The organism is Microcoleus sp. N3A4, from assembly GCF_036701805.1.
In the GTDB taxonomy this organism is placed as follows: Bacteria; Cyanobacteriota; Cyanobacteriia; order Cyanobacteriales; family Microcoleaceae; genus Microcoleus.
Window position 1 is genome coordinate 98,296 of the sequence record NZ_JAUBRJ010000008.1, and the last position, 22,667, is coordinate 120,962.

At 47.6% G+C, this 22,667-nt stretch carries 19 protein-coding genes; 6 read left to right on the top strand and 13 right to left on the bottom strand.

Features of this window, described 5'->3' with window-relative positions; all coding sequences use genetic code 11:
• Positions 1-20: 20 nt before the first annotated feature.
• The 6 genes from QUA56_RS07240 to QUA56_RS07265 form a co-directional block, all read right to left on the bottom strand.
• Entirely contained in the window at positions 21-353 is a 333-nt protein-coding gene (locus tag QUA56_RS07240) for a type II toxin-antitoxin system PemK/MazF family toxin (protein ID WP_333355115.1), read from the bottom strand.
• Positions 338-532, bottom strand: a complete 195-nt coding sequence (locus QUA56_RS07245; RefSeq protein WP_194012388.1) for a DUF2281 domain-containing protein — start codon at positions 530-532, stop codon at positions 338-340. Before QUA56_RS07245 ends, QUA56_RS07240 begins: the two co-directional genes overlap by 16 nt.
• Positions 533-745: 213 nt before the next feature.
• Complete coding sequence (locus QUA56_RS07250) at positions 746-877, bottom strand: hypothetical protein (RefSeq protein WP_333355118.1); 132 nt, start codon at positions 875-877, stop codon at positions 746-748.
• Positions 878-955: 78 nt separating this feature from the next.
• Complete coding sequence (locus QUA56_RS07255; RefSeq protein ID WP_333355265.1) at positions 956-1,294, bottom strand: type II toxin-antitoxin system VapC family toxin; 339 nt, start codon at positions 1,292-1,294, stop codon at positions 956-958.
• Between the two features lie 24 nt (positions 1,295-1,318).
• Entirely contained in the window at positions 1,319-1,573 is a 255-nt protein-coding gene (locus QUA56_RS07260; protein ID WP_333355121.1) for a type II toxin-antitoxin system ParD family antitoxin, read from the bottom strand.
• 376 nt (positions 1,574-1,949) lie between these two features.
• Positions 1,950-4,409: an EAL domain-containing protein gene (locus QUA56_RS07265; RefSeq protein ID WP_445242881.1), complete on the bottom strand. Its 2,460-nt coding sequence runs from the start codon at positions 4,407-4,409 to the stop codon at positions 1,950-1,952.
• A gap of 162 nt (positions 4,410-4,571) precedes the next feature.
• Between QUA56_RS07265 and QUA56_RS07270 the strand changes: the two genes are divergently transcribed.
• From QUA56_RS07270 to QUA56_RS07280, 3 genes are all read left to right on the top strand, one after another.
• Positions 4,572-4,745, top strand: coding sequence for a hypothetical protein (locus tag QUA56_RS07270; RefSeq protein ID WP_333355126.1), 174 nt, complete (start codon positions 4,572-4,574; stop codon positions 4,743-4,745).
• A 31-nt stretch (positions 4,746-4,776) separates the two neighbouring features.
• Positions 4,777-5,604: a 4-hydroxy-tetrahydrodipicolinate reductase gene (dapB, locus tag QUA56_RS07275; protein ID WP_333355129.1), complete on the top strand. Its 828-nt coding sequence runs from the start codon at positions 4,777-4,779 to the stop codon at positions 5,602-5,604.
• A 238-nt stretch (positions 5,605-5,842) separates the two neighbouring features.
• Positions 5,843-6,553, top strand: a complete 711-nt coding sequence (locus QUA56_RS07280; RefSeq protein WP_333355133.1) for a phosphate ABC transporter permease — start codon at positions 5,843-5,845, stop codon at positions 6,551-6,553.
• A 94-nt stretch (positions 6,554-6,647) separates the two neighbouring features.
• Here the strand turns inward: QUA56_RS07280 and QUA56_RS07285 are convergent, their stop codons facing one another.
• The 4 genes from QUA56_RS07285 to QUA56_RS07300 all read right to left on the bottom strand — a co-directional run bounded on the left by QUA56_RS07285 (position 6,648) and on the right by QUA56_RS07300 (position 16,403).
• The gene (locus tag QUA56_RS07285) at positions 6,648-9,788 is read right to left on the bottom strand and encodes an efflux RND transporter permease subunit (RefSeq protein ID WP_333355136.1); all 3,141 of its coding nucleotides are present in this window, start codon (positions 9,786-9,788) and stop codon (positions 6,648-6,650) included.
• Positions 9,789-10,269: 481 nt separating this feature from the next.
• Complete coding sequence (locus QUA56_RS07290; protein ID WP_333355139.1) at positions 10,270-13,407, bottom strand: efflux RND transporter permease subunit; 3,138 nt, start codon at positions 13,405-13,407, stop codon at positions 10,270-10,272.
• A gap of 264 nt (positions 13,408-13,671) precedes the next feature.
• Positions 13,672-15,654: an efflux RND transporter periplasmic adaptor subunit gene (locus QUA56_RS07295; RefSeq protein WP_333355143.1), complete on the bottom strand. Its 1,983-nt coding sequence runs from the start codon at positions 15,652-15,654 to the stop codon at positions 13,672-13,674.
• A gap of 299 nt (positions 15,655-15,953) precedes the next feature.
• Positions 15,954-16,403, bottom strand: coding sequence for a hypothetical protein (locus QUA56_RS07300; RefSeq protein WP_333355146.1), 450 nt, complete (start codon positions 16,401-16,403; stop codon positions 15,954-15,956).
• A gap of 737 nt (positions 16,404-17,140) precedes the next feature.
• On the opposite strand from QUA56_RS07300, the gene QUA56_RS07305 reads away from it, so the two are divergent.
• Entirely contained in the window at positions 17,141-18,082 is a 942-nt protein-coding gene (locus tag QUA56_RS07305) for a terpene synthase family protein (RefSeq protein ID WP_333355149.1), read from the top strand.
• A gap of 1 nt (position 18,083) precedes the next feature.
• Here QUA56_RS07305 and QUA56_RS36760 read toward each other — a convergent pair whose 3' ends face one another.
• Positions 18,084-18,257, bottom strand: coding sequence for a hypothetical protein (locus QUA56_RS36760; protein WP_445242879.1), 174 nt, complete (start codon positions 18,255-18,257; stop codon positions 18,084-18,086).
• Positions 18,258-18,781: 524 nt separating this feature from the next.
• On the opposite strand from QUA56_RS36760, the gene QUA56_RS07310 reads away from it, so the two are divergent.
• On the top strand, positions 18,782-19,978 hold the full coding sequence (locus tag QUA56_RS07310) for a sensor histidine kinase (protein WP_333355152.1): 1,197 nt from the start codon (positions 18,782-18,784) through the stop codon (positions 19,976-19,978).
• Between the two features lie 238 nt (positions 19,979-20,216).
• Complete coding sequence (locus tag QUA56_RS07315; protein ID WP_333355155.1) at positions 20,217-20,855, top strand: response regulator transcription factor; 639 nt, start codon at positions 20,217-20,219, stop codon at positions 20,853-20,855.
• A 116-nt stretch (positions 20,856-20,971) separates the two neighbouring features.
• Here QUA56_RS07315 and QUA56_RS07320 read toward each other — a convergent pair whose 3' ends face one another.
• Together QUA56_RS07320 and QUA56_RS07325 are read right to left on the bottom strand one after the other, a co-directional pair.
• Positions 20,972-21,595 carry a precorrin-8X methylmutase gene (locus tag QUA56_RS07320; RefSeq protein ID WP_333355157.1) on the bottom strand — a complete coding sequence of 208 codons (624 nt, stop codon included), beginning with the start codon at positions 21,593-21,595 and terminating at the stop codon, positions 20,972-20,974.
• Between the two features lie 143 nt (positions 21,596-21,738).
• Positions 21,739-22,545 carry a TPM domain-containing protein gene (locus tag QUA56_RS07325; RefSeq protein WP_333355161.1) on the bottom strand — a complete coding sequence of 269 codons (807 nt, stop codon included), beginning with the start codon at positions 22,543-22,545 and terminating at the stop codon, positions 21,739-21,741.
• Positions 22,546-22,667: the final 122 nt, after the last annotated feature.

The following is a 22,667-nucleotide window of genomic DNA, read 5'->3' on the forward strand; positions in this document are numbered from 1 at the left end:
GAACGCTTGACAATAGAAAATTACTGCTGAATAATTTCAACGATCTTAGCGATCGCCTCGTTTAACTTCTCAGTTTTAAGCTGACCGGCTTTATAAAGTATAATTTCTCGATCTGCGGTAAACAAGCGATTAGGTCTAATGTTGCTAGTTTGGTTAAGTCCACCCTCACTAAAATCACTACTTTGAAGGGTAATAGCATAGCGATCGGCGATTTTCTGGCTAGTAATCTGACAAAGAATTAGATCGTCTCCGGCCAAAGTTGCTATAACTAAAGCGGGTCGGCGCTTGGCTTGTGTTAAATCTGAAAATGGGAACGGAACAACTATTACATCACCTTTTACAAATTCTGCCATGCTTCATCCTCTTCTAACTTTAACCAGTCTTTTTCCAAAGAAGATTCACTGAGCAGGCTTGCTTCTAACTTATCTTTATTGTATTTTAATTTTAGGAATTGCAGGAAATTCCAAACTTCTTCTAATATAAATTCTGGAATATTCTCTACTTCCTTAAGGAGTAATTCTTTAGCGTTCATCTCATTTCCCTATAAAAACATACTAATTGAGGTCATGCGTAACTCCTATCTATTATAGCATCGTTGAGATTAGCAGCTCATCGCGCCGATTCCTCTGCCTCCTCTGGCTCAAGATCGGGAAATTTAGCCAACTATAGCACGCTCGCCTTCCTTGTAAGCGCAGATAAGCGATCGCCCCTTTGGAATAAGTTAAAAAGCGAGATCGCTTTTTGGCTATTTTTGGCTATATGGCAAGGGCGATCGGTCTTTTGGGATGGGAAGGGCGATAGCATGAATGGGGATGAGGAGGGCGATCGCCCTTTTGTAAGCACAAATTAGCGATCGCCCTTTATTCCTCTTTCTCAAGAAAGGGCGATCGCCCCTTTACCATTAGTCAAAAAGTGCGATCGCCCTTTACTTCTTTTTCTCGATCGATGGCAATCGCTACCAATTAATTACCGTTAAAATCGTTACCTTTCCAAACTCTCGATCTGCCGTCACCAAACTTGCTGAATTTTGGATTGCCATTGCTGCAATCACCGCATCCGGTAATTTCAAGCGATGTTGCTGGCGAATTTCAACGATCTTATCAATCAAAACACCATCCATCGCCACTAAACCAAGAACCTCCACTCGTTGCAGAAACTGCTCAAAAATCTGACGATCGTCTTGAGTCAGCCCAGGAAATACCAGAAACTCAATTTGGCTAATGACTGAAACTCCAAGCCAATCAGCATCTTTAAGTAATTCAATGAGTTGAATATTCCCTTGAAGCGCAACAATCGCATCGTATCCAACACATAGCGATTACCACTCATCGCGTAAATTCCTCTGCATTGTTACTGCATCTCCCTGCCAAGTTAATCTGCCTACTAAATCAGAGAAATCATAGCTGGGTTTCTGCTTCTCGTCGGAGGAAATCGGATTCAAAACAACTAAAATTTCCCGTTCTTTTAGCAATCGTAATGCCGCCCATACTACTTCAGAAGCTGATGAGTACCTACCGTTTTTGACTGTTGACTGAACAAACTGCTCTAGTTCAGGAGTTAAGGAGATATTCATGATGTTGAGTCACCTATTTGAGTCAACTACTACACCCCATAATAACAAAAATTATCAAATTTTATGTCCAGGACGCATCCATATCAAAGAAACCGGGTTTTTTACCTGGATTCAAGGCATTGATACAGTTTTTTCGGAAAAAAACCCGGTTTCTGGCTACCAGTGAATGTCTTAGATGAGAAGATGGTGCGATCGATGGTGCGTCAGCTCTTAAATCATCAATTATCCCGAAAAAAAAAACGAGCGGACGCACCCTACGAATAACCAATAACCAATAACCAATAACCAATAACCAATAACCAATAACTAATAACCAACAACCAATAACCAACAACCAATAACCAATAACCAATAACTAATAACTAATAACCCACAACTACCACTGCGGTCGAGAAGCCATCAAAGCAGTAGCCTCATCCCTCGGTAAAGGCTTAGAAAAAAAATAACCCTGACCGTATTCGCAGCCGATCGACCTTAACTTAGCCAACTGCGCCGCCGTCTCCACACCCTCAGCAATCACATCCATACCCAAAGCGTGAGCCAGCGCCACAATCGTCCGCACGATCGCCACATTCTCCCCCTCGCTTTCGAGCTCCATCCGCCCCACAAACGACTTATCAACCTTCAAAGTATCCGTAGGAAACCGACTCAAATAACTCAACGACGAATAACCAGTGCCAAAATCATCAATTCCCAACTTGACATTTAACCCTTTCATCTGCTTCAAAACCGCGATCGCCGACTCCACATCATCCATCACCACACTCTCAGTAATCTCCAACTTCAAACTCTCGGCACTCAAACCCGTTGCCCTCAAAATAGCCTTCAGGCGATCGACCAAATCCGGTTGAGCAAACTGCTTCCCAGATAAATTTACACTCATAATCAAAGGTCGATCGAAATCAAACATTTCCTCCCACAGCCGCAACTGCCGGCAAGCCTCCTCCAGCACCCACTCGCCCAGCGGCACAATGGCCCCCGTTTCCTCAGCCACCGGAATAAACTTCACTGGCGAAATCAAGCCCCGCAGCGGGTGCTGCCAGCGTACCAAAGCCTCAAACCCAATAATCCTCCCGCTTGCCAAAGATACAAAAGGCTGGTAGTGCACCAAAAACTCCTGACGCTTGAGGGCCATCCGCAAATCAGTCTCCAACTGCAACCTCTCCACCGCCAAAGCGTGCATCGAAGCATTAAACACCTGATACCTTCCCGTTCCCAAAGCCTTCGCCCGGTACATCGCCGTGTGGGCGTCGCGCAGCAAGTGTTCCGGCTGTTCCCTCACAGTAGCAGCGGGTTCGCCCCCGATGGCAATCCCGATGCTCGCCGTCACAAACACCTCTTGCCCCTTCAACTCAAAAGGTACAATTAAAGCTTGGTGAATTCGATCGGCCAAATCCACCGCACTGCCAACATCAACATTCCTCACCAAAATCGCAAAATCGTCACCCCCCACCCGCGCCACAGTATCCCCGCGACCAATACTTGCCCTCAACCGCAGCACCACCGACATCAGCAGTTCGTCCCCCGCCAAATGACCCAAAGAATCATTAATCACCTTAAACCTGTCTAAATCCAAAAACAGCACCGCAAACAGATAGCTGCGGCGGCCCCTAGTATTGGCGATCGCCCGCCCCAGGCAATCCACAAACAAATCCCGGTTGGGCAAACCCGTCAGAGAATCGTGAAAAGCATCGTAAAGCTTCCTGTAAGCGCTGACGCCCCCACCAGTCACCACCAAACCCAAAGCCGGCGACACCAGCGGCACCCACCCACCCCCAGTAAAAATCCCAAAACTAATCGCCAACAGACCCATCAACGCCGCAACCCCAACCAATCCCGCCCTCCCAGGGTGCTGAATCCGCCAAGCCACAACCCCGCCAACCATCGCCCAAGCAACGTTCCACAAAATTTCCGCCCATTCCGGCCACATCCAAAACAGCGATCGCCCATCCAAAACTGCACTCAATATTTGGCTGAGCATTTGCGCGTGCAGCAGCACCCCCGGCATTTTCGGACTTTGCTTTTTAACGGGACTGTAGGGCGTCAGAAACACGTCTCTGGTGCTAGGTGCAGTCGTCCCGATCAGCACGATCTTGTCCTTTACCCAACTCGGGTCAACTTCCCCCTTCAATACCTGTCTGATAGTGACTTGTCGCGCCACCTGCTTGGCAGACCGATATTTGAGCAGAATTTGGTAGCCTCTGGCGTCAATATTTGCATAGCCGCCGCTGTCAGAAGTTAAAGGCACAAATTCTGCTTTTCCCCAGTTCATTTGTTTGGGATTAATAGGGCTATTTTTCGGCAGCAGTCTGTCTTTGAGATACAACAAAGCCACTTGCATAGAAAACGAGAAAGCATGAGTCTTCTGTGCTTGCGAGACTGAAAGTAAATTGCGGCGTACAACGCCGTCAGTATCGAGCACGAAGTCGTTAAAACCAACCCGATTGGGCGGTATCCCCGGAGGCGCCGGCACTCCCGGACTTTCTGAATCGCTCAATTTGGCGATCGCCACCACATTTGGGGCTTTCAATTGAGCCAGCAATTGTTGATGTCCCGGTGGTTGAGGTAAATCCCGGTACAAGTCCAAACCGATGACTTTTGGTTGGTACTTTTGCAGTTTTGTCAAGGTTTGAGCGATCGCCTCGTCGGAAATCGGAAATCTCCCCAGAGCTTGAATATCGCCCTCAGAAATTCCCACTACCAGCAGCCGCGGATCGGGGCCCGAATCTGGCTGCAAGCGCACTAACGAGTCAAAACCCCCCAATTCCCAGTTTTGCAGCCCTCCCAACTGCCGAACTCCCATATTCAGCAGCGTTACAGTCGCACCCGCAAGCATTGCAGGCAAAATCCTGAGCCGCCAGCCTTGAGAACTCAGATCGAGGCCAGTTGCGACAGACAGTACAGAACGAAGATTTCGAGAGAATTGGGCAGTCACAGCAAAAATATATCGGTGCAAATTCGCTTCGCACAAGTCTGTTCTTACAGAATTGAGCTTATTATGAGATTGAATGTAATTTTTTCAGAACTTTTGCCGAAACCGAGTTTATTTAAGCTAATTACTCGATTTGGCAAAGTATTTCTGGGATGGGAAACCGGGTTTCTCAAGATTTACCGACAAGTCCTGTCTTTTATTCCCCCGTTTCCCCAAATTTCCACAAGCGTTAAAATTTAGTCGATCGAAATTTCAGGATATTTTTGAGATTATGACGAATCAACTTCCGATTCCGGTGATTGTCAACGGTGCAGCAGGCAAGATGGGCCGCGAAGTAATTAAGGCGATCGCAACTGCTGATGACCTGACGCTATTCGGGGCTGTAGACCGCTCTCCTGAGTGCCTGAACGCCGATGCGGGGGAATTAGCAGGATGCGGTACTCTGGAAGTTCCTGTCACTGACGACTTGCAAGGAATGCTGGTATTAGCATCTCAGGAAAAGCAGTTAGGCGTGATGGTAGATTTTACGCACCCTTCGTCAGTTTATGAAAACGTGCGATCGGCCATAGCTTACGGTATTCGCCCGGTAGTCGGCACTACTGGCTTGAGCAGCGAGCAAATTCAAGACTTAGCTAAATTCGCTGACAAAGCCAGCATCGGCTGTTTGATCGTACCCAATTTCTCGATCGGCATGGTTTTGCTCCAACAGGCCGCTGTCACGGCATCTCAGTATTTTGAACACGTAGAAATTATCGAGCTGCACCACAATCAAAAAGCCGACGCTCCCAGCGGCACCGCTATTCAAACTGCTCAAATGCTAGCAGAAATGGGAAAAACTTTCAATCCTCCCGAAGTTGAGGAAACTGAAAAATTGCCTGGAGCTCGGGGTTCTTTGGCGGATGAAGGGATTCGCATTCACAGCATTCGTTTGCCCGGTTTAATTGCCCACCAAGAGGTCATTTTTGGCGGCCCCGGTCAAGTTTACACTTTACGACACGATACGAGCGATCGAGCTTGTTATATGCCGGGAGTGTTGTTGTCTATACGCAAAGTGCTTGAATTGCGATCGCTCGTTTACGGCCTGGAAAAGATACTCTAGGTAATTGGGAATTGGGAATTGGGCATTGGGCATTGGGCATTGGGCATTGAGAATACAGTGCGAGCGATCGGAGCGCGAGGGAGCGCGAGCTCCGATCGCTCGCACTACACAATAATTATCAGCGATTACCCGGACACGATCTAACAACAAATAACCAACAACCAATAACCAACTAATAACCAATAACCAACTAATAACCAATAACCAATAACCAACAACCACTAACCAAGAACTTCCTATGCTAATTCCCTTAACCAGCGAAACCTTTAAAGAACTAATTCCTGCCGTCGCCACGGGAGCGCAATACAAATATATCTGGGGAAAACCGCCCGATTTTTTGAGGCGAATGTTAATATCTGCGGTAGCTGTAGTCTTCCTACTTATCCTCTACAACTTCGCAGGTTCCGATGTCGGGCCGCTAGTTTTAATTACCGGATTGATTGCAGGTTTGTATTGGCTGTGGGGGCCAATTTTGTGGGCGAGTTTGCGGAATGCAGAATGCCGTAAATATAAGTATTGCGGTTTTTGGCAAGGACGAGTTTTGGATATTTATATCACAGATGAAGTTACAAGTCAAGAGGAAACTGTCAATCAAAAAGGACAACTCGTAATTGTTGATAACTTAGAACCGCGAATTAATTTAGAAGTTGGCGACAAAACCGGATTTACTACTACACTCCGAGCTCCCTTGCAGAAAGACCACCAAGGAATTGCCCCCGGCCAAGCTGCTTTAATGTTAATCATGTCAAATCAAGAAGATTTGGGCCGGATTACCAAAGTTTCAGATATTTACATTCCCAGCCGCGACGTGTGGGTGAGCGACTATCCTTATTTACGCAGGGATTTGTTTATCGAGATGAGCCAGCAAATTAAAAAAGGCAGGAAAAAAGACCGCGATCGCACGAATCAAAGCAGAGATGTAAAAAGGCGATCGCCCGCTGATTATTAATTAATAAAACAGAGTCCCTAATCCACGTTCAAGATTGTATTCTTCGGTTGAAACCGCCCAGTATAAAAAAGAAGTTTTTAACGCGGATTTGGGATTAATTTCGGCTCGAAGGTCGAGTTTTCGGACGCCAGAAAAATTCAGAAAGCTTCATTTTTGGTTGACCTAGCCGTTTGCGCCACGCTTCCATATAAGTGTAAAATACCGGAGTAAGATACAGCGTTAAAACTTGCGAAAACAGCAATCCACCGACGATCGCAATTCCCAACGGGCGGCGCGATTCCGAACCGCTACCAACTCCCAGGGCGATCGGCAAAGTCCCAATTAAAGCCGCCATCGTGGTCATCATAATCGGACGGAAGCGGACGATGCAGGCTTCGTAAATGGCCTCAAACGCGCTTCTGCCTTCTTGGCGCTGTTTCTCGATCGCAAAATCTACCAGCATGATACCGTTTTTCTTGACAATTCCCACCAGCAGAATAATCCCGATAAACGAATAGAGATTTAGTTCAACCTGAAAGATTACCAGCGTTAACAGTGCACCAAATCCGGCTGACGGCAAACCTGACAAAATTGTCAGCGGGTGAATGAAATCCTCGTACAAAATGCCGAGAATTAAATAAATCACCAGAATAGAAACTAGCAACAACCAACCGAGATCGTTAAAAGATTGGTTGAAAACCTGTGCTGCACCTTGGAAACTTGTTGTCACTGACGGCGGCAAAACATCCTTTGCAACTTTCTCGATAGCTGCGGTTGCTTGACTCAGCGATGTGCCTGGGAGAGTGTCAAAGGAGATTGTAGCAGAGGGCAATCCGGTTAGGTGATTGACGGTTAGCGGGCCGACTGTTTGGGTGACATTTGCGATCGCACTTAGCGATATCATTTGTCCGGTGTTCGATCGCACGTAAAGCATCGACAAAGCACTCGGATCGCGCTGATACTCAGGCTTGAGTTCTAACACAACAGTAAATTGATTGTTGGGGGTATAAATCGTCGAAACCTGTCCCGAACCGTAAGCAGCGCTGAGAGTTTTCTGCACTTGTTGAGCGCTAACTCCGACGGTTGCGGCTTTGTCGCGATCGACTTTAACTTGAAGCTGAGGCGTGCTCAGTTGCAAATCGCTATCCACACCGCGCAATCCCGGTAGCGTTTTGATTTTAGCTAACAATTCCGGCACCGCTTGACGCAGCGCTTGCAAGTCTAAACTTTGCACCGTAAACTGATATTGTGAATTTGTTTGTTGACCGCCGATCGGAATCGCAGCAGGAGAGCGTAAAAAAGCTTGAATGCCGGGAATTCCGCGCAATTTAGGAGTGAGTTGTTGGATGATTTCGTCGGCACTGAGGCGGCGCTGCGATCGCGGTTTGAGCCTAATTGTGATGCGTCCGTTGTTCGCGGATGCGTTCGGGCCGCTCGCACCTACGGTTGAGTTCAACGCTGCGATGTTTGGATCTTTCCGAATAATATCAACGACTTTTTGTTGGTGAAGCAGCATATCTTCAAACGAAATATCTTGCGCTCCTTTTGTGTTAGCCATCAGTTGTCCGGTGTCTTCAGTCGGAATAAAGCCTTTCGGAACCAGAACGAACAGATAAGCCGTAAACACCAGCAGAATTACAGAAGCAATCAGCGTTACGAAACGGTATTTCAAAACAGGTTTTAGCGTCCATTCATATCCTTGCAGCAGCAGCTCGAATCCCCGCTCAGAAAGGTGGTAGAAGCGGTTTTGTTGGTTTTGGTGGGACGATTTGAGAAATCGACTGCACAACATCGGCGTGAGGCTCAGAGAAACAAATCCCGACACCAAAATTGCCACAGAAATAGTCACAGCAAATTCGTGGAATAACCGACCGATCAACCCGCCCATAAACATGATCGGAATAAACACGGCGACCAATGAAAGCGTCATTGAGAGAATAGTAAAACCAATTTCTTTCGAGCCTTTTAATGCTGCTTCCAGCGGTGCTTCTCCCATTTCTTGGTGGCGGACAATATTTTCGAGAACTACGATCGCATCATCCACCACAAACCCCACTGAAAGCGTCAGCGCCATCAGAGACAGGTTATCTAACGAGTATCCCAACTGATACATCACCGCAAACGTGCCGATAATCGCCACAGGCAAAGCTAAACTTGGAATTAACGTCGCTGTGAAGTTCCGCAAAAATAGAAAAATTACTAAGACAACCAGACACACCGACAAAACTAAGGAGAACTTCACATCATCTACAGAAGCCCGAATTGATTGAGAGCGATCGTACATAATTCCCATTTCGATCGATTGGGGAATTTGTTGTTTGAGGGCGGGTAACATTTGCACGATCGAATCGACAATTTCGACAGTATTTGCATCCGGTTGAGGCTGCACGGCCAGCAAGATTGCAGGTTGATTTGTAACGTTTTTATCGGTATATAAATTCAAGACTTTGTTGTTCTGCACGTCGTCAATCACGTTTCCTAAATCTTGCAGCCTCACTGCTGCGCCATTTTTGTAAGCAACGATCAGCGATCGATATTCTGCTGCACGGTTCAATTGACCGTTTACCTGAATTAAATAGCTTTTGTTATCGCCAGAAAGGCTTCCGGTTGGCAAGTTTACATTTCCTTGCGTAACTGCGGTTCTAACTTGATCTAATCCGATTCCCCTGGAGGTCAATTCTCGCGGATCGAGTTGAATCCGCACTGCATATTGTTTCTGCCCGTAAACCTGCACTTGCGCCACACCGTCGATCGCAGAAATGGGTTGTGCGATCGTCACTTCTGCGGCTTCATCTACATCTGCAATTGGCAGGGTTTTTGAGTACAAATAAAGGTATAGAACCGGCGCAACTGAAGGGTTAACTTTGCGGTAGGTTGGCGGTTTGGGCATTCCTGATGGCAATGAACCTGCGGCGGCGGCGATCGCAGCTTGTACGTCTTTAGCAGCAGAATTCACACTGCGGCTGAAGTCGAATTGTAGGGAAATATTCGCGCTACCGGTGGAACTGGTGGAGTTAAACGAATTGAGACCAGCTATTTCCGTAAACTGTCTTTCTAGCGGCGCGGCGACTGAGGATGACATTGTTTCGGGGGTTGCACCGGGTAAGCTAGCAGAGACGCTGACAAATGGATATTCAACGTGAGGCAGCGCGCTAATTGGTAGCAGGAAATAACTCATCAAACCGAAGATTAGAATGCCGATTGTGACCAGTGCGGTCATTACGGGGCGGCGGATAAAGATTTCTGAAAGGTTCATATATTTTAGGGTAAGGAATGAGAATTAAATAACATTGATTTCCGTAGGTTGGGTTGAAGCATGAAACCCAACATTCCCAGGGCTTTGGGTTTCGTTCCTCAACCCAACCTACACAGGTTATTTAATCTGTTTGCTGTGCTCCTTGTTTAGGAACGGGCATCTTGCCCGTTCTCGTTCCACAAGAAAATTAAGTTTTGTGGAATGGGCATCTTGCCCGTTCTCGTTCCACAAGAAAATTAAGTTTTGTGGAATGGGCATCTTGCGATTTTCAAGAACAGGCAAGATGCCTGTTCCACAAAGATTGCTTTTCTTATGGGTGGGCATCCTGCCCGCTTTTCAAGAACAGGCAAGATGCCTGTTCCACAAAGATTGTATTTCTTGTGGGGAGTAGGAGTTGGGCATCCTGCCCGCTCATAAAGACTTATTGACATTGGTATAACATCTCATTTACTACAAACTTAGAACGGTTATTTTACCGTCCTCATTTAAATGAAAAAACTTGCCGAAACTTCACCTCATTGAGCTTTTTCCGCCACGATTCCATGTAGATGTAAAATACGGGCGTGAGATACAGTGTCAAAACTTGTGAAAACAAAAGTCCGCCGACAACGGCAATTCCTAACGGGCGGCGAGATTCCGAACCCGCACCAACTCCTAGGGCGATCGGCAATGTTCCCATTAAAGCTGCCATTGTAGTCATCATAATCGGCCGAAAGCGCACTAAACACGCTTGATAGATTGCTTCCGCTGGTTTTTTGCCGTCGTTGCGCTGGGCTTCGATCGCAAAATCCACCATCATAATGCCGTTTTTCTTAACAATCCCTACCAGCAAGATGATACCGATGAATGAATAAACGTTGAGCTCAACGCCAAACAACATCAGCGTTAATAATGCGCCAAATCCCGCCGAAGGCAATCCCGACAGAATTGTAATCGGATGGATGAAATCTTCGTACAAAATACCGAGAATCAAATAGATGACGAGAATTGCGATCGCCAACAGGATACCCAAACTCGGCAGCGAACTTTGAAATACTTGGCTCGCACCCTTATAATTGGTAGAAATGCTGTCAGGAATTACCGATTTCACGATTTTGTCGATCGCACTATTTGCCGTTCCCAGCGCCACCCCAGGAGCGAGGTTGTAGGAAATTGTCGCAGCATTCATCCGCCCGACGTGGTTGACAATTAACGGTGCAGTTCCCGGAGTGATTTTGGCAAACGTTGCTAGCGGTACTTGTGTTTGACCGCCAGAATCATCGCTCGAATTACTGCTTGTTGTCGCGATGTAAAGCTGCATCAAAGCATTGGGGTCTTTTTGATACTTTGGTTCTAGTTCCAAAATAACTTGATACTCGTTGCTTGCACCGTAAATCGTTGAAACTTGGTAAGCGCCGTAGGCATTTCTCAAGGTGTTTTCGATTTGTTGAGCTGTAATTCCTAATGCTGAGGCTTTGTCGCGATCGATATCAACTTTGATTTGAGAAGTCATCTGCAAATCGCTGTTCACATCCTGAATTTCTGGCATTGCTTTCATTTTGTCAACCAGTTGCGGCACGTACTCCCGCAGCGGTAGAACGTCAGAACTTTGCAGCGCGAGTTGATACAATCCTGTGCTTTGTTGAGTGCCCAGCGGGATTGCCGGAGGATTTTGCAAGAAGACTTGAATGCCGGGAATCTCTGCTAGTTGCGATCGCAAATTCTGCACAATTTCATCGGCTCCCATCTGCCGCTGCGATCGCGGTTTCAGCCGAATAAACAAGCTTCCCGAATTTCCGGCAACTGCCGCCCCGCCGCCATTTGCACTCGCTCCTGCCCCGATATTCGAGTTGACTGCTTCCACGTTCGGATCTTGGCGAATTGCCCTGACAACTGCTTGCTGGTGGCGCACTAATTCATCAAAAGAGGCATCTTGTGCAGCTTGAGTAATGCCCGTGATTTGTCCGGTGTCTTGGCTGGGAATAAAGCCTTTGGGAACCGCGATAAATAGTCCAACTGTGACAAACACCATTGCGAATGACAAAATCATCGTGGTGCGGTGATATTTTAAAACTTTCTTGAGGCTCCAATCGTACAAATTCAAAAATACATCGAATACATACTCGGAAGCTCGATAAAGCCGGCTTTGATTGGCGTGATTTACCGGGCGCAAAAAACGGCTGCACAACATCGGTGTCAAGCTCAAAGATACAAAGCCTGAAACCATAATTGAAACTGCAATCGTCACTGCAAATTCATGAAACAAGCGCCCCAACAACTCGCTCATAAATAACATCGGAATAAACACCGCCACCAAGGAAAGCGTCATCGATAAAATCGTAAAGCCGATTTCCCTAGACCCGTTTAGCGCCGCTTCTCGCGGGCTTTCTCCTTCTTCTATGTGGCGGACGATGTTTTCGAGCATGACGATCGCATCATCGACCACAAAGCCGACGGATAGCGTCAGGGCCATCATCGACAAGTTATCTAGCGAGTAGTCCAATAAGTGCATGATGCCAAAGGTTGCGATCAGCGAAACCGGCAGCGCTAAACTGGGAATGACTGTTGCAGAAAGATTGCGTAAAAATACGAAGATTACTAAGATGACTAGGGCGATCGTCAAAACGAGCGTAAACCGAACGTCGTCAACCGAATCGCGAATCGATTGAGACGCATCGTACATCACCCCAAGCTCGATCGAACTCGGAATCTGAGTTTTTAAGTTGGGCAGTAATTTTTGAATCGTCTCTACAACTTCTACAGTATTCGTGCCCGGCTGTCTTTGAATCGTGAGGATAATTGCGCGATCGTTGTTATACCAACTAGCAAGTTGAGTATTTTCTACGCTGTCAATCACTCGCCCTAATTGTTCGAGATAAATAGGCTGTCCATTTTTGTAAGTCACAATCAAACGGCGGAATGCTGCTGCATCCTGAAGCTGTCCGTTTGTTTGCACCGTAAAGTTTTTATGGCTGCCGGAAAGGCTTCCTGTGGGCAAGTTGACGTTTCCTTGTTCGATCGCCGTTTGCACTCGATCGATGCCAATTTGCCGCGTTGCTAACTGTTGCGGATCGAGTTGAATTCTAGCAGCATATTTTTGAGAACCGTAAATCTGCACTTGCGCCACACCGCCGATTGTCGATAGCTTTTGCGCTAGATAGGTTTGTGCGTATTTATCAACCTCAGAAAGCGGCAGGGTTGGGGAAGTGAGATAAAGGTAAAGAATCGGCCCGTCGGCAGGGTTGACTTTGCTGTAGGTAGGCGGATTTGGCAAGTCGTTGGGCATTTGGCCGGATGCCGAGGAAATTGCCGATTCCACATCTTGCGCCGCATCGTCAATACTGTGGCTGAGATTGAACTGAAGCGTAATTTGAGTTTTGCCGCTGGTACTCGTTGAGGTTAGCGTATCGAGTCCGGCAATGCTGGAAAATTGCTTTTCTAGCGGCCGCGCCACCGATGCAGCCATCGTTTCCGGGCTAGCGCCGGGCCGGGAAGCGCTGACTTGAATCGTGGGATAATCGACGTTTGGCAAATCGCTAATCGGCAGTAAGCGATAACTCATCCAACCAAAAATCAGAATTGCCGCCATCACCAAGGTGGTCATAATTGGACGGCGAATAAACGGTTCTGAGAGATTCATTAGTTATAAACCTTTCTCTGGTAAATGAGGTACTCTTGGGCATTGGGCATTGGGCATTGGGCATTGGGAATTGGGCATCGGGCATCGGGCATGGGGCATCGGGCATCGGGCCTTTTGACCAAGAATTTCAAAGGTGGTACCCGCCACGCGATCGATCCGTGGAATCAATCCAAAATCTCAAATCGAAAATCCTCAAGCCCCCGCATTTATCCGTGGGGTCAATCTAAAATCTAAAATCTAAAATCTAAAATCGATACGATCGCCCTAGGGATTTTTGCGCGATTTCCATGACTGATTTCCCGATGAATTAGAGTCGCCGCCAGATTTTACACCAGTTTCTTTGGCTCCAGATGTGTCTGAATTGTTATTGCCTTTAGTGCTATCTGAATTATCTTTAGCATCCGCTGCGGTTTTAATGCGAATCTTGCTACCATCAACCAGATTTGCTTGTCCGTCGGTGACAACTTCATCACCCGCATCCACACCTTTTTGGATGACAGTTAAGCCGTTGATTGTATTGCTGACAACTACAGGCACATTTTCCACTGTATCGTCTTCTTGGGCGACAAACACGAATTGTCCGTTCGGCCCTGTCTGTACAGCTTGTGAGGGAACAACAATCGCATTTGGTTGTTGACTTAATGTTAGAGTTGTGCTAACAAATTGACCGGGGAAAAGTTTGCCATCTGCGTTATTAAAGTCGCCAATCAGTTGAATTGAGCCTGTGGCATTGTCAACCGTATTGTTCACAAATGACAAGGTTCCCGATATCGGACGATTGTTTCCGGCAAAGGTGACATCAACTTTAAGTTTGCCGTTGTCTGCGTATTTTTGGATGTCTGGGAGGTTGGATTCAGGCACCGAAAAGGCAACTTGAATTGGATTAATTGTGGAGATTGTCACCAAGGGTTTGTCGGTGCTTGGTTGCACCACATTGCCGATTGTCACTAGAATATTTCCGGCACGCCCGTCGATCGGCGCATAGACCTTGGTATAGGATGATTGCACCTGAGCATTTTTCAAGGCACCGCCGTCTGCACTCAACCCAGCTTGAGAACCCTCGATCGCAGCCCGATCGCCCTCCACGACAGCCCGAGCATTCTCAATCCCCACTAAATCGCTTTTCACCGCCGTCTCAGCATTCTCAATCCCTACCAAATCGCTTTTCACCGCCGTCTCAGCATTGGCGATCGCCACTTCATCACCTCTGACGACTGCCTCAGCATTGGCGATCCCGATGCGATCGCTCTTTACCGCAGTTTCAGCATTGGCGATCGCTTGCTGGTCAAGATCGACCGTTGCTGCGGTGGCTCGGCTGCTGGTAGCGTATTGCTGGGCTTGATCTTGACTGATTACTCCTTGTTTGTAGAGCTCGGCGTACCGTTGACTTTGTGCTTCGGCATATTGTGCTTGAGCTCGATCCTTGGTCAAAGTGGCGATCGCTTGCTTGACTGCACCTTGGTCTTTTTCCAGGGTCATTCTGGCTTGTTCGACGACTCCTTTGTCTTTAGCAAGAGTCATTCTGGCTTGCTGGACTGCTCCTTGGTCTTTTTCCAGGGTCGCTTTGGCTTGCTCGACAATTCCTCGGTCTTTGTCCAGGGTTGCTCTGGCTTGTTCGACAACTCCTTGGTCTTTAGAAAGGTTGGCTGTGGCTTGTTGCACCTGTGCTTGGCTTTTTGCTACGATTCCTTGAGCTTGCTGGATCGAGGCAGTTTGAGAGCGATCGTCGATCGAAAACAGCAGTTGTCCTTTCTTAACTTCTTGTCCTTTCTTGAAATAAACTCCTGTAATCCGCCCGCTAGCTTGTGCTGTCACCGAGACAGTAGAACTCGATTGCACGTTGCCGATCGCTTGCAACTGTATCGGAACCGTTTTTTTCGTCACTGTTGCCACTGTCACCGGAGTCACTTGGAGTCTACCGCTGCGGCTCGGTTTCTCCGCTTTAGGAGCGGTCGATCGCTGCCAAACCACAAATCCCAACCCACCCACCAGCAGCAACCCCAGCAGAAACAGCGCAATCGGCCCTTTCGCCAGCACCTTTTCCGTCGGTTGTTTGGCTGCAACACTGTCCGCCGGTTCGCTCTCCGGCAATGTTGGAGCTTCCTGAAAAACTTCACGGAGAGCTTCTTTTGGAGTTTCACTAACAATTTCTACGTTGTGCGTCGGTTGCTCGTTCAGCTTCAGATTTTCGTCAGAAACTTTAGGGCGAGTGCCATTCCGACTTTCACTAATAATTTCCTCGATCATCACAAACCTCCTTTGTAACTAACATCTTGCACTATTCTCAAAAACAGGCTCTCCGGCCTGTTCTACAGCAGATTAATTTTCTTGTGGGACAGGCATCTTGCCTGTTCATAAAAGGCTTATTGACAATGGTGCAAAAGGTGAGCAACATCTCAGTTGTAACTAACATCTTGTATCATTTATCATTCTCAAGAACAGGCAAGATGCCTGTTCCACAACACATCAATTTTCTTGTGGATTATGCCGGAGAACCCGCGCAAGTTTTGTATCAGTTTCGCCCTGCAAGTTGCCCCATCAGAACGTTATTGCGAATTTGTGTGAGACTGCTTTTGCCCCCGAGGATAAGCAGTCTTGAGAATTTCTTTAATTTTTGTCTTTTGTTCGGCGGTGAGATTTAGCTCGGACAAAGCTTTCCGCATTTTTTCACCTCCCTTGACTTTAGTTTCTAACTGTTGTACCTGCTCGGGCGTCAACACCGCTTCGACTTGTTTGCGAAGTTCCTCGCGTTTCTGTGCGCGTTCTGCATCCGTTGCCTTCGGTTGCGCTGAACTTGGAGTTGCAGTCGCCGCGACAGGTTGAGCAGTTTGAGTGGAAACTGAATCCGCCTTCGCTTGGTCGGAACTTACTGGATTGGTCGCCGTCGTGTCAGGTTGGGTAGCTTCGGAGGCATTGGATTGCGTACAAGCAGACAAACCGCCTACCAAAAGTACACCGACGAGGAGAAATGCTGGTGCGATCGTTGTTCTTTTCATGATTTACTGCGCCTAATTAACCTTCACCACCAAATCTTATCGGTTAAAATCAGCCAGCGCATGACCCAAGACTCCTAACTTGACCAGTCAAAAAGCACTTTGCAGTTGTGACTTTTTTCCTAGTCCCAAATGCCAAAATCAGCCGAAAAGGCTCTAGCGCGATCGTTGGCAGATTCGCTAAGATGCTACACATAACTTGTCTGTTATGGCAAAAAGGGAGCGCGGGAAGAGCGGGAGAGCGGGAGAGTGGGAGAATGGGAGAGTGGGAGAATTGCTCAATGACCAATTCCCTCAACATTCATCCGTTAAATCCCGATTCACTGCGCGTTGCCGAACTTCCTTCTGAACATAAGGGGGTAACGTGTTTTTTGACTCCAAGATACCTTCTACAATTAGGTCAGCGACCTTGCTTGAATCGCTCCAGCTTTTGATGGGGAAAAGGGCGTTGCTGATTTACGGTATGAATCAACTTTTCTCCGAAGTTACAAAACTCACCATACTTGGCCCATAGCAATTGGGAAATCTTGAATTCATATCTGTATTCAGCAACGCCGTAAGGTCGGCTCAAAAATTCCCCGATTTTTTTTGAGAGCGCTTGAGTGTCGGTGAGAAGTTAATGTACAAAAATCGGGAGGTTTAATCCTGATAGTTCAAAATCCTGTCAGGTTATCATTCCCTGGGAACACCATGAGTCTCCCTAGATTTTTATAAAGAGTCCGTTTTTTTAAATATAGCTGATGCTTGAAATCAAATACCCCGATCTTTACTGTCCGTTTCCTTCAGCCAGGAATCAGTATGCCGATGCGGCTGGACAGCACACCATTGAATGGGTGCGGTTCTTCAACTTTTTCCCAGATGAATCAGCCTACCAAATCTTGTGTGCAGCAAACTTTCAGGAGCTGGCTGCACTGACGCACCCCCATGCCTCTCTTGAAGCCCTAGAGATTTTTAATGATTTTTTGGTCTGGGGTTTTATCGCTGACGATCAATTTGAGGAGGCTGGAACTAGCAAGCAACTAGAACGATTGGAACTTGAGCACGCTCGGCTTGTCGATATTTTGAAAGGGGCCTCACTCACCGACAGCGATACGCCAGCAGCGCTCACATTGCAAGATATCTGGCAGAGGCTACACCAGTTCCTCAATGCAACGCCAGAGTTGATGCTTCGTTTCGCTAGGGATATGGAAGAGGGACTCCAAGCCGTGCGCTGGGAAGCTCTAAACCACACGCAGGGGATTACGCCAAATCTGGTGACCTACATGAAAATGCGTGCGCTTCAAATTGGGGTTTATGCCTATTTTGACTTTATTCAGATAGTCGATCGGATCGCGCTCCCGCCTGAAGTAATCGAACTCCCGATTGTGAAGCGGCTAGAGTTGGCTGCAAACAATGTTTTCGCCTGGGCAAACGACATCTTCTCTGTCGAAAAAGAAATCCGGGAAGGGCAGACTCACAATCTAGTCCTGATTCTACAGCACGAATACCAGATCCCTTTTCTAGAGGCGATCGAACGCGCTGCTGAAATTCACGATGCTGAGGTGCGAACCTTTATTGAGTTGTCGGCGCAGCTACCATCTTTTGGAGCTGAGGTAGATGCCGAGCTCCAACGCTACATATCAGGTTTGCGCTCCTGGATGCGCGGCTGTCTGGATTGGTATCTGGAAACAGGGCGCTACTAGCTCACAGAAACGACGCCTTCGGCTGGTTACGGCTGAGCCTTTGGGAGCATCCCTTGTGTCGCAAATTGCCCACAGACTGGAAGTCTGGGGCTATAAAAATATAGCCATATAGAGTGTCTGCCTCTTGTCCACCAGTAAGGCTGTCGTTTCCAGGGGTGCCGTAGTAAGTAGCCATGTGAATTTTTCTCAACCCAATCAGTGCAAGGTAATAGCACTATTGCGCTCAAAATCCTTGCGCTTTTGTAGGGAATCTCTATTTACTGCGCCTAATTAACCTTCACCACCAAATCTTATCGGTTAAAATCAGCCAGCGCATGACCCAAGACTCCTAACTTGACCAGTCAAAAAGCACTTTGCAGTTGTGACTTTTTTCCTAGTCCCAAATGCCAAAATCAGCCGAAAAGGCTCTAGCGCGATCGTTGGCAGATTCGCTAAGATGCTACACATAACTTGTCTGTTATGGCAAAAAGGGAGCGCGGGAAGAGCGGGAGAGCGGGAGAGTGGGAGAATGGGAGAGTGGGAGAATTGCTCAATGACCAATTCCCTCAACATTCATCCGTTAAATCCCGATTCACTGCGCGTTGCCGAACTTCCTTCTGAACATAAGGGGGTAACGTGTTTTTTGACTCCAAGATACCTTCTACAATTAGGTCAGCGACCTTGCTTGAATCGCTCCAGCTTTTGATGGGGAAAAGTTCTATGATTCGCTTGACCTATCCGTCCTTTCGTTTGTTGCTTTATTTGGAGTGGCTGCTGCTGGCGACGGCAGCCTTGATGGAAGTGCTGCATCCGTTTCAGTCGCTCTGGTCGCTGCTGTTACGGGTTGGCGCGATCGCACTTTTCGGCGCGATCGGGTTGCGTTTGCCAACAGTTCGGTTAGGTAGAAAAATTTTATTTACAGCCCTAGAATTTGGCTTGATTTTGCTGCCAATTGTCCAGGAAGGGTTATCGAGCCGATCGAGCTTTTTGCTTTTTCTCGTGCTGCTGATGCGTAGTTGTCTGATCTTCCGCCAGCCGGGGCAGGTGACAGTATTGGGTTTAGCCCTGCTGTCCTATAGCTCGCTACTGTTATTAAAACCTATTTTACCTGAAAAAGTCATTGCAACTGTTTGGGAATGGCGATTTAGCAATGTGTTATTATTTGGCTTGACATTAGTGTTCGCTTTATTGTTAATTAATGCGTTGATTGCGGAACGCCAAAGCCGAGAGCAATTAGAAATCGCTCACGATAAATTAGCCGTAACTCACGAACAACTCCGCCATTATGCACTGCGAATTGAAGACCAGGCAACTTTGCAGGAACGCAATCGGATTGCCCGCGAAATCCATGACGGACTCGGACACACCCTCGCGGCTCAAACCATTCAGCTCAATAATGCCCTATTGTTTTGGAAATCGGAGGATGAGAAAGCGCTGGCGTTTCTGAAACAGGCGAAACAACTCGGATCGGAAGCTTTGTTAGAAATTCGCAAATCTGTTTCGGTGTTGCGATCGAATCCTTTGCAAGGATTGTCGCTCGAAAGTGCGATCGACAAACTTCTCCAAGACTTTCAGCGCATGACTGCGATCGAAGTTTCCAACTCGATTCGCTTACCAGTTCTGCTATCTCAGGAAATCAATACAACACTTTACAGAATTGTGCAAGAATCGCTCACAAATATTCACAAACACGCTGATGCAACGATGGTGACAGTTGGGTTGCAGCAACACGCAGGACAGATTTATTTGTCGGTTGCTGACAACGGCAAAGGCTTCGATCCTGCACAAAATACCACTGGATTCGGACTCCAGGGAATGCGCGAACGAGTGGCCGCTGTCGGCGGTCAATTTGCGATTTACAGCAAGTCTGAAAACGGTTGCCGGATTTCGGTTTCTTTGCCCTCTCAAAACATATAGAACTCGGTATAAAACTCGGCGGTTGAAACCGAGATGTTGTAATGAACAGGCAAGATGCCTGTTCCACAAAGAATCAATTTATTGTGGGGTGGGCATCTTGCCCGCCCTAAAAAACTTTATTAAAAATAGACATCCCAAGAAAAGCCAATCTTGAACAGGCAAGATGCCTGTTCCACAATAATTATTGAAGAGTTCTAATAGATTGTTTCCCCACGCTAATTAATATGAGGATTGCTAAATGATTCGGATTTTGCTAGTGGACGATCGGCATATTATTCGCCGAGGAATCAAGAGTATCCTGGAATGCTATGCTGATATGCAGGTAATTGGTGAAGCTGAAAACGGACAGGAGGCGATCGCCCAAATTCCCATCCTACAGCCCGACATTGTGCTGATGGATATTCGGATGCCCGTGATGGATGGCGTAGCAGCAACCGGGGCGATATCTAAATCTTATCCCGATACAAAAGTGCTGGTTTTAACCACATTTGATGACGATGAATATGTCAGCCAAGCAATGCGGCTGGGCGCAAAAGGCTACTTGCTCAAAGATACCGAACCCGAGGAACTTGCGTTAGCGATTCGCGCTGTTTATAAAGGACACACGCAACTCGGCCCGGGATTGTTTGAGAAAGCCCTGATGACTCCTGCTGTAACTAATCCGACGGTTGTTTCTCCGCCAGAATTAGAGCAACTCACGCCCAGAGAATTAGAAGTGTTGCGTTTAATAGCCTCGGGCGCGAACAACCGAGAAATTGCTCAAACCTTATTTTTGTCGGAAAACACGGTAAAGAACTATGTAACGAATATTTTGAGTCGGTTAAATTTGCGCGATCGAACTCAAGCCGCGCTGTTGGCTCATTCACTCTTCAATTAGGGACTTACCGATGCCTGAAAGTGGCAATCAAAGCCTTGCTCAGAGACAGATTCAGCCACTTTATTACCACCCGATTTTTTACACCCACCCATCCGCGCCAATAGCACACAAAATCGTCAACTGTTCCCCTCTTGGCCGTAAGCCTGCCAAGCCAAATCCACCAACCCGTTAACAATAGCCACAGCCACCACCGCAGAGCCCTTGCGGCCCTCAATCCGAATGTGAGGAATCATCGAATCGTGCAGCCGCGACTTAGCCACGTCAACCCCCACAAACCCAGAAGGAGTCCCAATCACCAAAGCCGGTCGAATTTCCTCAGCTTCAATCAAATCCACGATCGCCGACAAAGCAGTTTGAGCCTGGCCCACCACAAAAATCCCTTCAGGATAGCGTCTTGCCAAAGTTTCAATCCCCCAAGCCGCCCGCGTCCTTTCCTTTTGAGGGCGCGTCAAAGCCTCCATCGAACAGTAAACCGGATTCGCAAAGGTATTTTGGATCAGGGGCGTAATGCCCACCTGCACCATCGGCACATCTACCACGATCGTAGTCCGAGCAGCCAAAGCTGCCGCCCCGGCTTGCAAAGCCTGATCGGAAAAACTAATTAAAGACTTGTACTCAAAATCAGCAGTCGCATAGATCACGCGGCGGACTATTTCGTACTCCGCGGCTGAAAAACCGTGGTCGCCAATTTCGTTATCGATTAATCCCAGACTCTGGGCATCGCTTACGTGCCATTCCATTTGTTGGATAGCTGTCGCCTCTGAGTTGTCAGGTATCAGCTTACCAGCTTTTAGTCAATTCGTTGACTGATAACTGATGACTGTTGACTGATGACTGTTGAGTGTTGACTGTTGAGTGTTGACTGTTGAGTGTTGACTGGCAACTAAGTTTCCGACGACGAAGAAGATTTGCCCAGCACCGGAGTTAGGAATGCCACCAAAGCTCCGATCGCAAAACCGGACACATTCCGAACCACAGGCAACCAGTCAGAAGTCCTAGTCACCACCGGCCCAAGTCCGAAAGCGAAAAACAGAATGCCCCACAGCGGCGAAAAAATCAGCGCCCACTGCCAAGCCACAACTTGTCCCGGCTTCCGAGGCTGAGCAGCAAACCCGCAGATGACGCCGCCAACCACCGACGTAATTAACGTCAGAACCCACTGTTCCCTCGGCAAACCCGGAACCACGCGGCACCCGCCCTGGCGCAAACAGCCTTCGATCGACTCCAAAGATTCAATAATCGCTCGATCTTCGCCATTGTCCCGCACAAAAAATTGATTACCGTAGCGGGTTTGCAGTTCCACCCAAAAAGTGCGCGGCAGCAGCGGATACAGCGAGTCGCCCACATTAAAATTGAGCAAATTGCCGCCTCGGGGGTCAGCAACTAGCAACACACTCTTGTTATCTAGTCCCCAATAACTTTTGACAGCCAAACCGGGCGTGCGATCGTACTGAGTCAGCACTCGCAGTTTCCAGCCGGTTTCAGCTTCAAAAGCCTTTAAATTTTTTGCCAAACCCTCTTCTTCAATATCTGTGAGGGCTTTAGCTAAATCAATGATCGGCGTCTGAGTTGAGGGCAACAAATCGGGATTGTTGAAAGCGTGGGCCGCAGGTGCGATCGTCCACACCGACAAAGCCAGAAAAAATGCGGCAACAGAGGCTAGAAATTTTCGCGAGAAAAACTGTGACATAGGAACTTGTAATCCGGGTCTTAATTGTGAATGCTAGCTGGCGGTCTTAACCAGAGGATAAGAGAAAACTCATATTTCTTTACAATTATTTACTTTACAGGAAGCCGAGAGCAAGGGGAAGG